Source organism: Nocardiopsis sp. FIRDI 009 (assembly GCF_003386285.1).
Taxonomy (GTDB): Bacteria; Actinomycetota; Actinomycetes; order Streptosporangiales; family Streptosporangiaceae; genus Nocardiopsis.
Genome location: NZ_QPNC01000013.1, coordinates 64063 through 80288, shown reverse-complemented (window position 1 = coordinate 80288; position 16226 = coordinate 64063). Strand labels below are relative to the sequence as shown.

General features: G+C 73.5%; 16 protein-coding genes and 1 tRNA gene. 6 read left to right on the top strand and 11 right to left on the bottom strand.

The window, feature by feature from the left end; genetic code table 11:
• Nucleotides 1–112 precede the first annotated feature (112 nt).
• The 4 genes from DVR05_RS11320 to DVR05_RS11305 form a co-directional block, all read right to left on the bottom strand.
• Nucleotides 113–571, bottom strand: coding sequence for a MaoC family dehydratase (locus DVR05_RS11320; protein ID WP_116245814.1), 459 nt, complete (start codon nt 569–571; stop codon nt 113–115).
• 133 nt (nt 572–704) lie between these two features.
• Nucleotides 705–2231 carry a long-chain fatty acid--CoA ligase gene (locus DVR05_RS11315; protein WP_116245813.1) on the bottom strand — a complete coding sequence of 509 codons (1527 nt, stop codon included), beginning with the start codon at nt 2229–2231 and terminating at the stop codon, nt 705–707.
• Nucleotides 2224–3114 (bottom strand): amidohydrolase family protein, encoded by an 891-nt coding sequence (locus tag DVR05_RS11310; protein WP_198659135.1) that lies wholly within the window; start codon nt 3112–3114, stop codon nt 2224–2226. Before DVR05_RS11310 ends, DVR05_RS11315 begins: the two co-directional genes overlap by 8 nt.
• A complete protein-coding gene (locus DVR05_RS11305) occupies nt 3114–4109 on the bottom strand; it encodes an SDR family NAD(P)-dependent oxidoreductase (protein WP_304598591.1) in 996 nt (331 codons plus the stop codon). Before DVR05_RS11305 ends, DVR05_RS11310 begins: the two co-directional genes overlap by 1 nt.
• A gap of 111 nt (nt 4110–4220) precedes the next feature.
• Here DVR05_RS11305 and DVR05_RS11300 point away from each other — a divergent pair, with 111 nt between their 5' ends.
• Nucleotides 4221–5072, top strand: coding sequence for a PaaX family transcriptional regulator C-terminal domain-containing protein (locus tag DVR05_RS11300; protein ID WP_116245812.1), 852 nt, complete (start codon nt 4221–4223; stop codon nt 5070–5072).
• A 100-nt stretch (nt 5073–5172) separates the two neighbouring features.
• Here the strand turns inward: DVR05_RS11300 and DVR05_RS11295 are convergent, their stop codons facing one another.
• Together DVR05_RS11295 and DVR05_RS11290 are read right to left on the bottom strand one after the other, a co-directional pair.
• A complete protein-coding gene (locus DVR05_RS11295) occupies nt 5173–6819 on the bottom strand; it encodes an amidohydrolase (protein ID WP_116245811.1) in 1647 nt (548 codons plus the stop codon).
• A 24-nt stretch (nt 6820–6843) separates the two neighbouring features.
• Nucleotides 6844–8352 (bottom strand): APC family permease, encoded by a 1509-nt coding sequence (locus tag DVR05_RS11290; RefSeq protein ID WP_116245810.1) that lies wholly within the window; start codon nt 8350–8352, stop codon nt 6844–6846.
• A gap of 131 nt (nt 8353–8483) precedes the next feature.
• On the opposite strand from DVR05_RS11290, the gene DVR05_RS11285 reads away from it, so the two are divergent.
• The gene (locus DVR05_RS11285; protein WP_116245809.1) at nt 8484–9197 is read left to right on the top strand and encodes a TetR/AcrR family transcriptional regulator; all 714 of its coding nucleotides are present in this window, start codon (nt 8484–8486) and stop codon (nt 9195–9197) included.
• A 21-nt stretch (nt 9198–9218) separates the two neighbouring features.
• Here the strand turns inward: DVR05_RS11285 and DVR05_RS11280 are convergent, their stop codons facing one another.
• The gene (locus DVR05_RS11280) at nt 9219–9578 is read right to left on the bottom strand and encodes a hypothetical protein (RefSeq protein ID WP_116245808.1); all 360 of its coding nucleotides are present in this window, start codon (nt 9576–9578) and stop codon (nt 9219–9221) included.
• A gap of 134 nt (nt 9579–9712) precedes the next feature.
• Here DVR05_RS11280 and DVR05_RS11275 point away from each other — a divergent pair, with 134 nt between their 5' ends.
• A complete protein-coding gene (locus DVR05_RS11275) occupies nt 9713–10906 on the top strand; it encodes a S1 RNA-binding domain-containing protein (RefSeq protein ID WP_116245807.1) in 1194 nt (397 codons plus the stop codon).
• Here DVR05_RS11275 and DVR05_RS27370 read toward each other — a convergent pair.
• The 3 genes from DVR05_RS27370 to DVR05_RS11265 form a co-directional block, all read right to left on the bottom strand.
• On the bottom strand, nt 10903–12405 hold the full coding sequence (locus DVR05_RS27370) for a tetratricopeptide repeat protein (RefSeq protein WP_232832085.1): 1503 nt from the start codon (nt 12403–12405) through the stop codon (nt 10903–10905). The two genes, DVR05_RS11275 and DVR05_RS27370, sit on opposite strands and share 4 nt — an antisense overlap.
• Nucleotides 12402–13472, bottom strand: a complete 1071-nt coding sequence (locus DVR05_RS27365) for an NB-ARC domain-containing protein (protein ID WP_232832084.1) — start codon at nt 13470–13472, stop codon at nt 12402–12404. The genes DVR05_RS27370 and DVR05_RS27365 overlap by 4 nt, the downstream gene beginning before the upstream one ends.
• Before the next feature lie 92 nt (nt 13473–13564).
• Nucleotides 13565–13858: a SelT/SelW/SelH family protein gene (locus DVR05_RS11265; protein ID WP_116245806.1), complete on the bottom strand. Its 294-nt coding sequence runs from the start codon at nt 13856–13858 to the stop codon at nt 13565–13567.
• 89 nt (nt 13859–13947) lie between these two features.
• Between DVR05_RS11265 and DVR05_RS11260 the strand changes: the two genes are divergently transcribed.
• Nucleotides 13948–14268 carry a nucleotide pyrophosphohydrolase gene (locus DVR05_RS11260; protein WP_116245805.1) on the top strand — a complete coding sequence of 107 codons (321 nt, stop codon included), beginning with the start codon at nt 13948–13950 and terminating at the stop codon, nt 14266–14268.
• A 164-nt stretch (nt 14269–14432) separates the two neighbouring features.
• Here DVR05_RS11260 and DVR05_RS11255 read toward each other — a convergent pair whose 3' ends face one another.
• Nucleotides 14433–15134, bottom strand: coding sequence for a type II CAAX endopeptidase family protein (locus DVR05_RS11255; protein WP_116245804.1), 702 nt, complete (start codon nt 15132–15134; stop codon nt 14433–14435).
• Nucleotides 15135–15248: 114 nt separating this feature from the next.
• Here DVR05_RS11255 and DVR05_RS11250 point away from each other — a divergent pair, with 114 nt between their 5' ends.
• Both DVR05_RS11250 and DVR05_RS11245 read left to right on the top strand, forming a co-directional pair.
• Nucleotides 15249–15836 (top strand): hypothetical protein, encoded by a 588-nt coding sequence (locus DVR05_RS11250; protein WP_157982428.1) that lies wholly within the window; start codon nt 15249–15251, stop codon nt 15834–15836.
• A 162-nt stretch (nt 15837–15998) separates the two neighbouring features.
• Nucleotides 15999–16070 (top strand) — tRNA-OTHER (locus DVR05_RS11245).
• The last annotated feature ends 156 nt before the right edge of the window (nt 16071–16226 follow it).

Below are 16226 nucleotides of genomic sequence, written 5' to 3'. Positions count from 1 at the left end.
GCGCCGGGGCGCCGTGCGGCGGCTGGAGGGGCGGGTTCCGGTTCGGAACGGGGGGAGGTCGGACGGGCGGTCCGCGGGGCCGGGGAGGCGCGCGACCCCGCGGACCGGACGGTCAGGAGGCGTAGTAGCGGTAGACGGCCTGCAGGACGCAGGCGGGCTTGTCGGCGCCCTCGATCTCGACCACCCCGTCGACGGTGGCCTGCACACCTCCCCTGACGTCGGTGACCTCGGCGAGGCGGGCGGTCAGCCGGACCCGCGAGTCCACCGGGACGGGGGAGGGGAAGCGCACCTTGTTGAGGCCGTAGTTGACGGCCATGTCGATCCCCTGCATCTCCAGAACCTCCCCGAACATCGGGATGACGAGGGAGAGCGTGAGGTAGCCGTGCGCGATGGCGCCGCCGAACGGGCCCTCCTTGGCCCGCTCGGGGTCGGTGTGGATCCACTGGTGGTCGTCGGTGGCGTCGGCGAACGTGTCGATCCGCCGCTGGTCGACGGTGCGCCAGGGGCTGTGTCCCAGGTCCCGGCCCGCGGCGGCGCGCAGTTCGTCGAGTCCGGTGACGGTGGTCGGCATGGGTGTGTCCTTCCGGGTGCGGTGGTCGGGTTCGTCAGGGTCGTGGACGGGCGCGCCGTCCAGGCGCGCGGGAGGGGCGTGCGGGGAGGGGGAACGCGGTTCCGCGCGCGGGGGGAGAACGCGGACGCGGTGCTCAGGGGGTGCCGTGGTCCCGGCGCAGGTCGGCCTTGCGGAGCTTGCCGGTGGCGTTGCGGGGGAGTGCGTCGGTGAACACCACGGACTTGGGGATCTTGTAGCGGGCCAGGCGGCCCTCGACGTGGGCGAGCAGGTCCTTCTCGGTAGGGGCGGTCCCGGGCCGGGGGACGACGACCGCGCGCCCGACCTCGCCCCAGCGTTCGTCGGGCACCCCGATGACCGCGCATTCGAGCACGTCGGGATGGTCGTGCAGGACGCTCTCGACCTCGGCGGGGTAGATGTTCTCCCCGCCCGAGATGATCATGTCCTTGGCGCGGTCGACGATGGTGACGAACCCCTCCGGGTCCCCGGTGGCCACGTCGCCGGTGCGGAACCAGCCGTCGGCGGTGTGCGCGCGGGCGGTGTCGTCGGGCCGCCCCCAGTAGCCGCGCATCACGTTGGGGCCCCGCACGACGATCTCCCCGGGTTCGCCGGGATCGGCATCGGTGAGGTCCGGGCGCACGATCCGCACGTCGGTGAACAGGCTCGGCCGCCCCGCCGTCCCGGCCTTGCGGACGCTGTCGGCGGCGCCGAGCATGAGCACCCCGGGCGCGGTCTCGGTCATGCCGTACCCCTGGAGGAAGGTGAGCCCGCGCTCCTGGTAGGCGGCGATGGTGGATTCCGAGACGGGGGCGCCGCCCGCCATCAGCACCCGGAGCGACGACAGGTCGGCGTCGGCCCAGCCGGGGTGGGCGGTCAGGGCGTCGAACATGGCCGGGACGCCGAACATCCAGCTGATCCGCTCGGTGGCGAACAGCGCGAGGGCGCGCTCCGGGTCGAAGCCGGGTTCGACGACCACGCGTCCGCCCTTGAGCAGGGTGGGCAGACAGGTCATGTTGAGCGCGGCGGTGTGGAACAGGGGCGCGCTGACCAGGGTGACCTCGTCGGCGGTGACGTCCACGTCGATGAGGACGTTGACGCAGTTCCAGGTGATGTTGCCGTGGGTGAGCTCGGCGCCCTTGGGCCGTCCGGTGGTGCCGGAGGTGTACATGATCATGCAGGTGTCGTCGAGGCCGACCGGTTCGTCCACGGGGTCGACGGGGGCGGAGGCGATCAGCTCCTCGTACGCCTCGTGCCCGGCTGGAGCGCTCCCACCGACGGTGACGAGGGTGCGCGGATCCGGACGCCGCGCCAGGGCCGTGGCCTCCTCGGCCCGTTCGGCGCCGTACACCAGGACGCGGGCGCCCGAGTCGTCGAGCATGTACGCCAGCTCGGGGACGGCCAGGCGGGTGTTGAGCGGAACGAACACCGCGCCGAGCGTTCCGGCCGCGAACAGGGTCTCCAGCAGGGCCGGGTGGTTGGCGCCCAGGTAGGCGACGCGGTCGCCGCGCCGTACTCCGAGCCGCCGCAGCGCCGCCGCCAGCCGGTTGACGCGTTCGTGCAGTTCGGCGTAGGTGAACGACCGCTCCCCGTGGACGATCGCGGTGCGCTCGGGTGAGGAGCGCGCCCGCCGCGCGGGCCAGGAGCCGATCCCCTCGTCACGCATCGCCGCCGCCCTTCAGGCCCAGGAGCCGGGCCGCGTTGTGCTTGAGGATCTTGGGCCGCACCTCGGGCTTGATGTCCAGGCGCTCGAAGTCGGCCAGCCAGCGGTCGGGGGACAGGACGGGGTGGTCGGAGCCGAAGAGCACACGGTCCTGGAGCAGGGAGTTGGCGTAGCGGACCAGCTGGGGCGGGAGGTACTTCGGCGACCACCCCGACAGGTCGATGTACACCTGCGGCTTGTGCACGGCCACCGAGAGCGCCTCGTCCTGCCAGGGGAAGGACGGGTGGGCCATGATGATCGGCATCCCGGGGAAGTCGGCGGCCACGTCGTCCACGTGCAGGGGGTTGGAGTACTTCAGACGGATGCCGCCCCCGCCGGGGGCGCCCGCGCCGATGCCGGTCTGGCCGGTGTGGAAGAGCGCGATGGCCCCCAGTTCCTCCAGGGTCTCGTACAGCACGTAGGCGGAGCGGTCGTTGGGGAAGAACTCCTGGAGGCTGGGGTGGAACTTGAAGCCGCGGACGCCGTACTCGGTGACCAGCCTGCGCGCCTGCCGCGCGCCCAGGCGACCCTTGGCGGGGTCGATGCTGGCGAAGGGGATGAGCACGTCGGAGTGCTCGGCGGCGGCCCGGGCCACTTCCTCGTTGGGGACGGCGGGCAGGCCGGTGGTGGACTCGGTGTCCACGGGGAAGACGACGGCCGCCATGCGGCGCTCGCGGTAGTAGGCGGCGATCTCGGGCAGGGTGGGCTTGCGGTGCGCGGCGTCGGTCCCGAAGTAGGCGCTGGAGGCATCGTGCAGGGAGTCGTCCAGGGACTGGTGGCCCTCGGCGGACACCTCGGCGTGGGTGTGGACGTCGATCGCGGTGATCGTGTCGAGGTCGATGCCCATCAGGCGTCCCCTTCCGGGACGGCCGGGGCGGGGATGCCGACGCTCTCGGGGGTGCGGCCGAGCGTGGCGGGCCAGGCGGCGGCGATGTCCTCCGCGCTCCATCCGCCGTCGGTGAGTGCGACGACCCGCTCGGCCGGGTGCGACCACAGGGAGAGGCGGTCGCCCCCGATCCCGACGCACTGGCCGGTGACGGAGGCGGCGGCGTCGGAGGCGAGGAAGGCGACGAGCCCGGCCGCGTCGTCGGGGGTGCCGAAGCCCTCGCCCTTGCGCAGCCACCCCGGCAGGGGTTCGCCGCGTTCGCGGGCGGCCTCGACGTAGGGGGCGAAGGCGGGGACGGTCTCGGTCATCGCGGTGGCGGCGACCGGGATGACGGCGTTGACGGTGATCCCGGCCCGGGCGCACTCCATCGACCAGGTGCGGGCCATGGCGGCGATCCCGGCCTTGGCGGCGGCGTAGTTGGTCTGCCCGAAGTTGCCGCGCTGCCCGGCGGGGGAGCCGACCAGGACGAGTCGTCCGCCCCCGCCGCGTTCGCGCATGTGCGTGACGGCGGCGCGGGCGCAGGTGAAGGTGCCGCGCAGGTGGACGTCGACCACCGTGTCGAAGTCGTCGTCGGTCATCTTCCACAGCACGCGGTCGCGCAGCACACCGGCGTTGGTGACCAGGATGTCCAGGCGGCCGAACTCCGCCACGGCCCGGCCCACCAGGCGCTGCGCGGTCGAGGCGGGTCCCACGGCGGCGGCCTCGGCGACGGCGGTGCCGCCCTCGGCGGTGATGGTGTCGACGGCGGCCTTGGCCGCGTCGGGATCGGCGTCGTTGACCACGACCGCCGCGCCCGCGGCCGCCAGCCGTCGGGCGTAGGCCAGGCCGAGTCCGCGCCCGGCCCCGGTGACCAGGGCGGTCCTGCCCGAGAGGTCGATGCTGTCCGTCATGGGGTTCTCCTCGTTGGTGCGGGTGGTGGCGGGGGTGTGGCGGGCGACCGGGATGGGGTGTGTCATCCGGGTCTCCGCCGCTGGCCTCGAACTTAGGCATATTTATAATCTCAGTCAAGAAGTTGCCCAACTTTATTCGTCGAGCGGCGCCGATACGCTGACGGCGGAGGGAGAACCATGACGACCGACGAGTTCGCGGAGACCGAGGGCTCCGGGATACGACCGCGCCCCCAGTCGCTGATGCTGAGCTTCCTGGGCAACTTCGTGCTCGGCCGGGACATCGGAGTGTTCTCCGGGAGCTTCATCGACGTCTTCGCCAGGGTCGGCGTGTCCGAACACGCCGCCCGCTCCACCCTCAGCCGCATGGCGCGGCGCGGCCACTTCCACCGGCAGCGGCACGGCCGCCGGGTCTACTACGGGCTCACCCGGCGCTGCGCCGAGATCCTCGCCGACGGTGAACGGCGGATCTGGACGACCGGGGTGGTCAACCAGGACGCGGACGCGCCCTGGACCCTGCTGTCCTTCTCCCTGCCGGAGGGACGCCAACGCGACCGCCACGACCTGCGCTCCCGCCTGAGCTGGGCGGGGTTCGGCCCGCTCCAGAACGGGCTGTGGATCGCGCCGTCGAGACTCGACGCGTGCCAGGTCATCGACGGACTCGGGATCGACGACAACGTCCGCGTGTTCCACGCCCGGCCCGCCGCCCCCACCGAGGTGGGCCGGATCATCGCCGACGCCTTCGACCTGGACGACCTGGCCGCCCGCTACCGGCGTTTCCTGGAACGGTGGGACACCGCCACCCCCGTGCCCGAGGCGCCCGACGATCTGGCCCGGCTGCTGCTGCTGCTGACCGACTGGCTCCAGACCATCCGCCGCGACCCACGCATCCCGCTCGCCCACCTGCCCGACGACTGGCCCGCCGTCCGCGCCCAGAAACTGGTGCACGAACTGCACGGGACCTACGCCGTGCCCGCGCGGGCCGAGGCCGAACGGATCCTCGACACCGTCCCCATGCCGCCCACCGACTGAGCGGCACGGCCGTGTGGGACACCGGCCCACGGACCGGTCGAGGTGTCGATGAGGCGGGGGCGCCCCCGTCCCCGTCCCGTGGGAGCGCCCCCGCCGGTCCTCACGCGCCGGACGCCGCGTACACGAGTTCACCCCCCACGTACGTCCGCACCACCCGGGTCTCGTGGATCGCCTCGGCCGGACCGGCGAACGGGTCCCGGTCGAGCACCACCAGGTCCGCCAGCGCGCCCGGACGGATGGTTCCGGTGTCGTCCAAGCGGTTGACGTGGGCGGATCCCGCCGTGTAGGCGCGGACCGCCGTCGCCAGATCCAGCCGCTGCCGGGGCAGGAAGACCGGCCCCGACTCCCCCGGCGAGACCCGGTTGACCGCCACGTGGATCCCGGCCAGGGGGTCGGCGCTGCTCACCGGCCAGTCGCTGCCCGCCGCCAACCGGGCCCCGGACCGATGCAGCGACCCGAACGGGTACTGCCACGCGGCTCGCTCGGGGCCCAGGAAGGGGATGGTCAGCTCGTCCATCTGCGGCTCGTGCGCCGCCCACAGCGGCTGGATGTTGGCCGTCGCGTCCAGGGCGGCGAACCGCGGCACGTCGTCGGGGTGGACGACCTGCAGGTGCGCCAGGTGCGGACGGTTGACCGACGGCCCGTTGGCCCTCCTCGCCGCCTCGACGGCGTCCAGTGCGTCGCGCACGGCACGGTCCCCGAGGGCGTGGAAGTGCGTCTGGAAACCGAGCCGGTCCAGTTCGGCGACGTGGTCGGGCAGCAGCCGGGGGTCGATGAAGCTCGTGCCCCGGTTGGCCGTGGCGCACCCGCAGCCGTCCAGGTACGGGTCGAGCATCGCGGCGGTCCCCGTCTCCGCGATCCCGTCGAGCATGAGCTTCACCGCGTCCGCGCGGAACCGCCCGCGGGCCAGGGCGGCGCGCCGCTCGACGAGTTCGGGGATCTGCTCGGCCCCGCGCCCCCGGTCCCACCACAGCGCGCCCACGACCCGTGCGGTGAGCGCCCCCTCCCGCGCCAGTTCCACGTAGGTCGCCGACGGGTCGGGGATACCGCCGAGGGACCCGACCAGGGCGTCCTGCCAGGCGGTGATCCCCAGGGAGTGCAGGTGCCCCTGCGCCCGTAGCAGCGCGGCGCGCAGCTCGGCCGGGGCGGGCTCGGGCATCAACCGGCTGACCAGACCCATCGCCCCCTCCTGGAGGAGACCCGTCGGCTCGCCGTCGGGGCCGCGCTCGATCCGGCCGTCATCGGGGTCCGGGGTGTGGCGGGTGATGCCCGCCAGTTCCAGCGCCCTGCTGTTGACCCAGGCCCCGTGGTGGTCGCAGTTGGGCAGGTAGACCGGCCGGTCCGGGACCAGGGCGTCCAGGTCCGACCGGTGCGGCGCGCCGCCCTCGAAGGACTCCATCGACCATCCGCCCCCGGTGATCCATTCGCGGCCGGGGTGCGCGGCGGCGTAGGCGGCCACGGCGGTCAGGGTCTCCTCCCCGGTCTCCGCCCCGGTCAGGTCGCACCGGCCCATCTCCAGCCCGGCCGCGACGGGGTGCACGTGCGCGTCCTGGAAACCGGGCAGCAGGAGTCGGCCGTCGAGGTCGACCACCGTCGTCGAGGGGCCGACCAGCTCGTCCGCCTCCGCGGCGCCGACGGCGGTGATCCGGCCCGCGGTCACGGCGACGCCGCCCGCGCCGTTCGGCGGACCGTCGGACGTCAGCACGGGGCCGTTGGTGAACACGAGGTCGGCGTGGTGGGAGTTCATGGCGGTGTTCCCTTCGGGTAGCGGTCAGCGGGAGAGGGCCGGGTGGGCCTCGTCCGACGCGGCGGGCGTCGAGGCGCGGAGGAAGTAGGGGGAGCGGCGCGCGTAGCGGGCCCAGGCGGCGGTCGCCAGACCGGTCGCGACCATCGCGACCGGGACCGACAGCAGGAACCAGCCGTTGTCCGGATCGACCGCGAAGTGGTCCGTGGAGGTGGCGAAGGACCAGCACAGGTAGCCGGTGATCCCGAGGACGACCGACGCCCCCACCAGCGGCAGGACCACCGCGCGCAGACCGGCCCGCGGCGACCCGCGCACCAGGCCGCGGAACCGCGCCGCGGCCGCGATCGCGGTCAGCACGTAGACCAGCGCGACGAGGATCCCGATCGAGTTGACCGTCGCCATGATCACGTCGGCGAGCCGGGGGATGACCAGGGACAGGACGGCGACCCCCGCCGCGACGGCGCCCAGCGTCAGGGTCCCCGCGGCCGGGGTCCCGAAGCGCGGGCTGACTCGCGACCACAGCGGGCCCAGCGTGCGGTCCCGGCTCATCGCGAACATGCCGCGGGCGGTGGGGATCACGCCGGACTGGAGCGAGGCGACGGCGGAGAACATCAGCGCCACCAGGGGCAGCGCCGCCAGCGGCTGGCCGGCCAGGTGACCGGCGAAGACGGCGAGCCCCTCGGGGCCGGTCGCGGTGAGCTCCTCGGAGGACAGCACGCGCTGGAAGGCCACGGAACCGAACAGGAACAGGGCGAGCGTGGAGAACAGCGTGAGCAGTCCGGCCCGCGAGGCGTCACTCGGGTCGCGGACCTCCTCGCTGACGCTGAACGCCGCCTCGAACCCCCAGTAGCAGAACACCGACAGCAGCAGACCCTGCGCCAACACCTCGACGGAGGGGAGGGCGAACGGGTTGAACCAGTCGAACGTGAACGGGTTGGCGCCGACGGCGATCCCGTAGCCGAGGAACCCGAGCAGGACCGCGTACTCGAAGACCAGCAGCGCGCCCTGGAGCCGGGCCGCCGCCCGCAGGCCGGTGACCGCGGTCAGCGTGACGCCGACGAGGACGACGACGCCCGCCATGACGGACTGCGCCGTCGACCCCGGATCCAGGGCCAGCCCCCCGATCCGGTCCACGCCCGCCATGAGGACCGTCTGGAGGATCGCGGAGCCGGTCACGGCCGTGGTGTAGGCCAGGAAGGCCACGGTGGCGACGATCATCGTCCAGCCCGAGAGGAACCCCAGCCAGGGGTTGAGGGAGCGGCCGACCCACACGTAGGTGTTGCCCGCGTTCGGTTCGACTTTGTTGAGCTGGGTGTAGGCCCCGGCGATGCAGAGGATGGGCAGGAAGCCCAGCAGCAGGATCGCGGGCAGGTGCGGACCGACCACCACGGCCATCGCGGTCAGCCCGATGCCGATGCTCGTGGTGGCCGCCGTGCTGGAGGCCGCGATCGCGACACCGTCCAGGACGCCGATGGACCTGCGCAGGGGCGCGGCGGGCGGGGGGACCGCGGAGGTGGGCGGTGGGGTGGCGGCCATGGTCGGCTCCGTTCGCTGGGGGATGTCGGTCCGGTGAACGGACATGCAACACGGCGCCCTCTTCACAGGTCAATGGTGTTGTCATAAGCTTCCCTCGCGGGACACCGAGGCGATGACGTGCGGAGGGGCCGATGAGTGACCGCGTGGTACCGCCCGGGGCGCGGCGGCGGAGGCGGCCCACGAAGCAGGGGGTCGTCCTGTCGGAGGAGCTGATCGTCCGGACCGCCCTGCGCCTGGTCAGCGAGCACGGCGCCGACGCCCTGACCGTGCGGCGCCTGGGCGTCGCCCTGGGCGCGGACCCCAGCAGCCTGTACCGCTACTTCCGCAACGCCGACGACCTGCTGCTGGCCGTGGCCGACGAGCTGATCGGCCGCGGTCTGCGGGACTGGCGGCCCAGCGGCCACTGGCGTGCCGACCTGCGTGACCTGGGGCTGCGGCTGCACGAGAGCGCCCTGGCACACCCGCAGGCGACCGTGCTGAGCGCCTGCCGGGTGACCGGGCGCGCGCACGAGATCCGGGCGGTGGAGGCGGGGCTCGGGCTGCTGCGCGGGGCGGGGTTCCCCGACGCGGAGGCGGTGCGGATCTACCACGCGTTCGTCGACCAGGCCCTGGGTTTCGCCGCCCTGGACGCCGCGAACGCGGCGCTGCCCCGGTCCGCCCACGAGGCGGAGGAGCGGGTGTGGAACACGACGTACGCCGACCTGCCGGAGGAGACGCACCCGAACATCGCCGCGACCGTCCCGCTGCTGGCCGCCACGATGCGGGCCAGCGCCTACCCGACGGCGCTGAACATGCTGCTGGCGGCGGCCGAGGCGCGCCTGTCGGTCCACACCCGCAGGGGGTGAGCACCGCCGGGGCCGGAACGGTCAGCCCGCGATGCCCGTGACGATCGACATCACGTGCGGGGCCAGGATCACGGCCGTGCCGACGACCAGGGTGAACAGCGCGTATCTCGGTGCGCCGTCCACCTCCAGGGCGCGCATCAACAGCCAGCCCACGAAGGAGCCGAGTGCCCACGGGCCCACGACCATCCCGATTCCGGCGAGGTAGTAGCCCATGGTCTCCTCGTATGTCGACGTCATGAACAGGTGGAGGAACGAGAAGAGTACGAGGAGGGGCAGCCCCAGGACCATCAGGATCAGGTGGACGGCACCGAGGATCCGCAGGGGGAGTGGCCCGCCGCGCCCGGCGGACTCGACGGAGGGTGGCGGCTCTGTGTTGCTCACACCGTACCGACGCGCCGTCGGGGAGCGCGGTTGACGCCCCGGAAGGGGAGTTGGAATCCGATGGCACGGGCGCTTTGGCGCGCACTAGGGTTCGTTCGGTGATCCCCCGGCCCACCACACACGAAGGGAACCGTGTGCCGCTCCACGTCCATCGCGTCACCAAGTACGATCCCGCCGACCGCGACGCCGACGGCCGCTACGTCGGCTTGGAGGACGTCGACAGCGACCACGGGCCGGTCGAGGCCGCCTACCTGGACGCGATCGCCGCCTTCGCGCGGGAGAGCGGGGTCGACCACCTGGAGATCCGAGAACCGCTGTTTGGCGGTGCTTCCACGCCCGCCGCACTCGCGAGGCTGCTCCCGGCCGACCCCACGGATTTCCATGACGGCGCGACCGTTCCACTCGCCGTCGGCCTGGAACTGGTCCGGATCATGCTCCGGGCCGAGGGCGGCTGGTGCCGACTGGAGGCGGGGGACGCGTTCACCGTCCACGTCGGCTGGGACCAGTATGTGTACGTCGGCAGCCACCTGCCCTGCCACGCGGCGGTGGCCCGCACCCGCGCGCTCGGTCTCTTCCCCGAACCGATGGGCATCTCCCCCTACGACATCTCCCTCGACGAGGAGGAGGGGGAGCAGCGTCCGGCCGACGCGACCTTCTGGGCGCGTCTGGAGTACCTCGACAGGGGCCGTGGTCTCCTCCTGGAGGAGGACGGCGGTCACGCCACGCGCTGGCACCGGGTCACCCGAGAGACCGTTGACCAGGTGCGCGCCCGGTTGACCCCCCGTGCCCGGCTGACCGTGTGGCCGCCGCTGTCCGACGACGTCGGCGCGGTCCTGGCGGCGCTGCCCGACGAGGACTCCGTGGAACTCGTCTGGGAGGACGCCCACGGCCGCGTCACGGGCGAGATCGTCGACGAACCCGACCGCGAGGCGCTGGCCGCACGACTGTCCGACGCGCGCGCGGCCGCGGCCCTGTCCCCCTACGTCGGCGAGAGCGACCCCCTCCTCACCGCGGTCCTGCCCGACCCCGACGGCGTGCTGCGCGCCCGCTGGCGGCCCGAACCCGCCGAGAGCGACCGCGCCTGGGCGTTCATGCGGACCCTGGAACGCGGACAGCGCGTCACCGGCACGGTCGAGCACATCGCCGACTTCGGCGTCACGTTCGTGGACCTCGGCGGATGCACCGCGATGGTCAACCTCCCGGAGCCGCCCTCCCGACACGTCGACTCCCCGACCGACGTCGTCTCCGTGGGACAGGAGGTCACCGCCCGGGTCCTGGACGTGGACATGGTTCGCGAACGGGTGTCCCTGTCCCTCAGGCTCTCCTAGCGTTCCGCCCGCCGCCGCCAGCTCTCCAGGTGTTCCCTGACCTCCTCCGTCTTGGGGTGGTCGGGACCCAGAAGGCGGACCTGGTCCGGCAGCAGCGCCTCCAACTCCTCCACCGCGCGTGCGGGGTCGCCGGACTCGCCGCGGAACCGGGCCAGGCTGTGCCGGGTCGTCAGCACGTGGGGGTGCTCCGGTCCCAGGACCCGCAGCTGGTCGGCCAGCAGCTCGGCAAACCCGTCTACGGCTTCGGCGTGCTCTCCGACGACCCCCTTCCACGCGGCGATCTGGCCACGGGTGGTGAGCGTGTCGGGGTGGTCCGGGCCCAGGAGTCGGGACTGGTCGGGCAGGAGCTCCTCCAGGGCCGCGATGGCACCGCGCGGGTCGCCCGACCGCCCCAGCCACCGGGCGACCTGGTTCCGTGTGACCGTCGTGCCGGGGTGCTCCGGTCCCAGGACCCGCAGCTCGTCGGCGAGCACCGACCGGAAGGACTCCGCCGCCCCCCGTGGGTCGCCCGCCCCGCCCCGGGCTGAGGCCAGGTGCGCACGGGTGCTGAGGACGTCGGGATGGTCCGGTCCGAGAACCCGCGTCTGGACGGGCACGATGTCCTCCAATTCCCCGACCGCGCCCTCAGGGTCGCCCGCGCGGGCGCGCCAGCGCGCGCCCTGCACCCGGGTCCTCAGTGTGCGCGGGTGCTCGGTGCCGAGCGTCCGCCTCATGGTGTCGGCCAGTGCCCGGAAGCCCTCGGCGGCGTGGTGCGCCTCACCCGACAGGCCGCGCCAGAGGAGGACGTCGTGGCGTGCGCTCAGGGTGTCCGGGTGATCGGGTCCCAGACGCGCGTCCGCCGTGTCGGCCAGTTCCTCGCAGTGGGCCACCGCCTGGGAGAGCGCACCGGCCTTGCCCAGACTCCGCCCGAGTCGGCTCAACAGGGGGTGGACGCCCCCGTCCCACAACCAGCCCCGGTCGTGCTCGGCCAGGGCGGTGGTGTTCGCCCGCAGCCGTTGTCCGCGGTCGGTGGCGTGGACGCTCGACTCCCAGACCGACAGGAGCGCGTCGGCGGCCGTGCGGACGGCGTCCCCGTCGGGCCGCGTCGCCCGCCGCTCGCGTGTGGCGCGCTGCACGAGCCGGTGCGCTCCCACCAGGGCGTCGTCCCCGAACCCGGAACGGGTGACCAGGTGGAGCCGGGCCAGCGCGGACAGCGCGTCGTCGGCGTCCCGTGCGGTCGGCCTCGGCCCCTCGGGCCGGGTCCGGTGCAGGTGGTCGAGGACGGGGGAGGACGTCAGCGCCGGGACGGGGATTCCCGTGGGGTCCAGCAGGCTGACCAACCGCATCATCGGCCGGGCGAGCCCGCGCGGGGTGAGCGTGTCGGCGTGGTCGACGGAGACCGCCCACGTGGTGGCCACGGTTCGCGCGTAGTCGTCCGGCAGGCTCCCCTCCTCCGGGAACAGCCGGTTCAGGGAACCGCGCCGGTCCCGGAGCAACGCGCGGTAGGACTCGCACGTCATGCCGCCCCTGCGGTCGCGGATGTAGGCGGCCGCCTGGGACAGGGCCAGCGGAAGGTGGCCCAGGTCCTCGGCCAGTGCCGCCAGTTCCGCGTCCTGGGGGCCACGGGCAGGTCGGCGAGCGCGGCGGTGAGGTAGGCGAGGGACTCGTGCGGCGTGTAGCCGCCCACGTCGATGAACGCGCGTCCCCTGCCCGCCAGGGCGGTGTCGGTCCTGCGGGTGGTGACCACCAGCCGCCCCTGAGGGGCGGCCGCCTCGGCGGTGACCGGGGAGCCGGTGGTCGGCCACAGGCCGCGCACGTGCTCGGGGACGTCCAGGTTGTCCAGCACCACCAGCCAGCGCCGGTCGGTGGTCTGGAGCCAGGTGAGGAACCGGAGCGCCGCCGGTTCGGGGTCCTCGTCCGCGGGGGACCGGAGGATCCGGCGGGCGGCGTCGGCGTAGGCCCGCAGGATCGTGGACCGCTCGGCCGCGGGCACCCACACCACCAGGTCCACCTCCCCACGCCGGAGCAGCTCCCGGGCGTGGTGGGCGGCCAACTGGGTCTTGCCGACCCCGCCCATCCCGGACAGGACCTGCCCGAGCACCACGGTGGGCCGGTCCCGCGAGGACCGGGCGAGCCGGTCGGTGAGGGAGCGGTGCTGGAAGTGGTCGGCCTCGTTCGGCAGCACGCCGACGAGTATCGGCCAGGCCGGTTCGGTGTCCGGGGCGTGGACGATCTGGGTGTCGACGACCGTCTGGTGCGTCGGCTGGTGGAGGGTGAGCGTGTGTCCTTGGATGACGGTGCCCTCGTTGACGTCCCCGACGACGGTGCCGGTCGTGGAGCCCGCACCGGTCGGTTCCGGTCCGGTGCGCCGGTCCGCGCCCGGTCCTCGTCTCCTGGACGACCGTTCCACGAGGCGCCCGACGGTGACCAGGAGTACCGTCAGGGCGGCGATCAGGGCTCCGTTCCAGGGGGCGGCCGTGCCGCCGGGCACCGCTGCGAGGTCGCCGCCCGACCGGTACAGGACCGCCGTCGTCACCAGGACCACCGTCGCGGCGAGTCCGGCGACGATCCACCGTGTGCGTCTCATGACGGCCAGTGTGGCGGGGGAACGCCCGTGCCGTCAGGGGCGGGGGTCCCGACAGGAGGGGAAGGGGCTGGCCGGTACCGGCCAGCCGCCGGTCACCGCTGCGACGTCCCCTCGGAGTGGCCCAGCGCGCGGTCGGGGGCGATCCGGTCGCGGACGAGCCGCTTGAGCTCGGCGGCGTCGGTGAAGGCCGCGTCGGTCTTGCGGGACCACACGCTCTCCCCGTCCAGCCGCACCTCGAACACGCCGCCGGTCCCGGGGACGAGCGCGACCTCGCCCAGGTCCCCCTCGAACGTCGTCAGCAGTTCCTGTGCCATCCAGGTCGCCCTGGGCAGCCACCGGCACTGGGTGCAGTACTCGATCTCCAGCCGCGGCTTCGTGTCCACCATGCCTCCCAGGATGCCACGCCCGCCCCGTGGGCCCCGTGACCGCCCCGACCCCGACCCGCGTCCCTCCCGACCTCTGGTAGACCGGTGCCATGAGCGTCGCATCGTTGCAGGAGTTGCTGGAGAGGTTCGCCGAGGCGCGGGACTGGGGTCCCTTCCACACGCCCAAGAACCTGGCGATGGCCCTGGCGGGAGAGGCCGGTGAGCTGGTCGCCGAGTTCCAGTGGCTGACCGCGGAGGAGTCCGAGGCGGTCATGGCCGACCCGGACAAGGCCGCCGCGGTGCGTCAGGAGATGGCGGACGTGTTCTGCTACCTGCTGCGCCTGGCCGACGTGCTCGGGGTCGACCTGGACGCGGCCGTCCGGGAGAAGGTCGCGATCAACGAACACCGCTTCCCGGTCCCGCGCGGCTGACCCGTCAGGGCGGAACGGCCGGGGGTCCCCGGGCCCCGGAGGCCCCGGGGAAGGGGGCGCGTCCGTGAGGCGTCGCCCGCGCGCACCCTCACCGGAGGGGGCCGTGCCGTCGGTCTCCGCGAGCCCTCGGCGCCCGCGGCCCCTCCCCCTCACGGTCCGGGCCGCTATCCGTAGAGGGCCACCACGGTGAGCACGGCCGCGGTGTTCCACAGCGCGTGGGCGACCACGGTCGCGGTGAGGCGGCGCGTCAGCAGGAAGAGGGCGGTGTAGACGACACCGGCGAGGACGATGGCGACGGCGTCGGGGGCCGAGGCGGGCAGGTGCAGGGCCGCGAACAGCAGGACGGACACCGCGGCCGCCCCGTACAGCGCCGCCCGCCGGTGGACGAAGGCCCTCGGCAGCGCGCCCAGGAGGAAGCCGCGGAAGTAGAGCTCCTCGGCCAGGCCGCCCCCGACCACACCGAGCACCAGTGTCGCGGCCAGGGCCGCCACGCCCGCCGAGGCGTGGGTGAGGACCTCCTCGACCCCCGGGTTGTGAGCGCCCCCGGCCAGCGGGATCAGCACGCCGAACTCGATCAGCAGGCGCGGAGGCACGGTCGCCGCCCCCAGGAGCGCGTCCCTGAGCCAGTGCCGTGGGGTCAGGCCGACGTCGGCGGGCGACAGGGAGCGCCGTCGCAGCCACCAGGCCACGAGCGCCACCGCCGAGGCGAGTTCGACGAGGGCCACCGCGACCAGGGCCGGTGGCGGGGGTGAGGCGCGGACCAGCAGTCCGAGTGCCAGCGGGGGGAGCACGAAGCAGACGATCGCGCCGGTGAGGAAGACCGCCGACGCGCGGACGGGAGCGGGGGGCGGTGTCGAGTCGGTCAAGGCAGTCTCCGGATGTTCGGGGGTGGGAGGATGGTGCTTTTATCGATAATCGATACACTAAGGTATGATCTTATCGATTGTCGATAAGTGTGAGTCTGAGTGTGGGGAGAACGAGTGACTGCCGTACGTCAACGCGTGTCCGAGTGGGTGCTTCTCGGGGCGATCGTCATGGGGGCGGTTCTGGTCCTCTTCGCCGCCGTCGCCACCCTGGCAGCGGACAACCTGGTCGTGCCCGTCGAGGTCCCGGCCGCCGTGGTGCCCCCGCCCTCCGGTGACGGGTTGGAGTTCACCGGCGCCGTCACGGCCGAGCTGACGGTGGCCGACCCGACCGCGGCCGAACGCGTGTGGACGATGGCGCCGTCGCTCGTCCTCGCCGCGCAGATCGTGCTCGTCGGAACACTGCTGCTGCGCGTGGTGCGCTCGCTGCGGACCGGGGACCCCTTCAACGCCGTGAACGCGCGCCTCATCGGCGTGTGCGCCGCCGTCACCCTGGTCGGCGGTGTGCTGGTGGCTGCGCTGCGGACGGTCGGCGCCCACGCGATCCTGGGCGGGGCCGGTCCGTCCCTCGTCGGCGGCGCCGCCCTGGAACCCGTCGTCGAGCTTCCGGTCGCCGCGCTCCTCCTCGGTCTCGGCCTCGCCTCGGCGGCGGCGTTCCTGCGCAGCGGCGCGCTGCTGCGGGAGGAGGTGGACGGACTGGTGTAGTCCGTCCCTGGCGGACCGGTCGCGGCGCCAACCTCCAGGGCCGGTTCCCGGAATCCGGTTCGCCGGTCCGCCCTTCTGGCGTGGTACGACGCGGATCATCGGGGATTTTTCGGGTGGTTCGTGGCGTTTTTGTCCGCCGTTGCCACTAGACTCCCGCGAGGCAGGGCCGTAGCGCAGAGGTCGTCGCGCCTAACAGCAGGTTGGAGGACGCCGGTTCGAATCCGGTCGGCCCTGCCCCCACCTCGTGGGTGTCCCTCCCCGCCCCGGGCCGCGCCCCCGTGTCCGGGGCCCTCGGAGCGGTGACGCCGCCGCCGCCCGGCTCCGCGGCCGGTCCGTCAGGGGGGCGTCGGTGAGCGTGGGACCGGCCCTCCCCGAAGGACAACCGCCCAC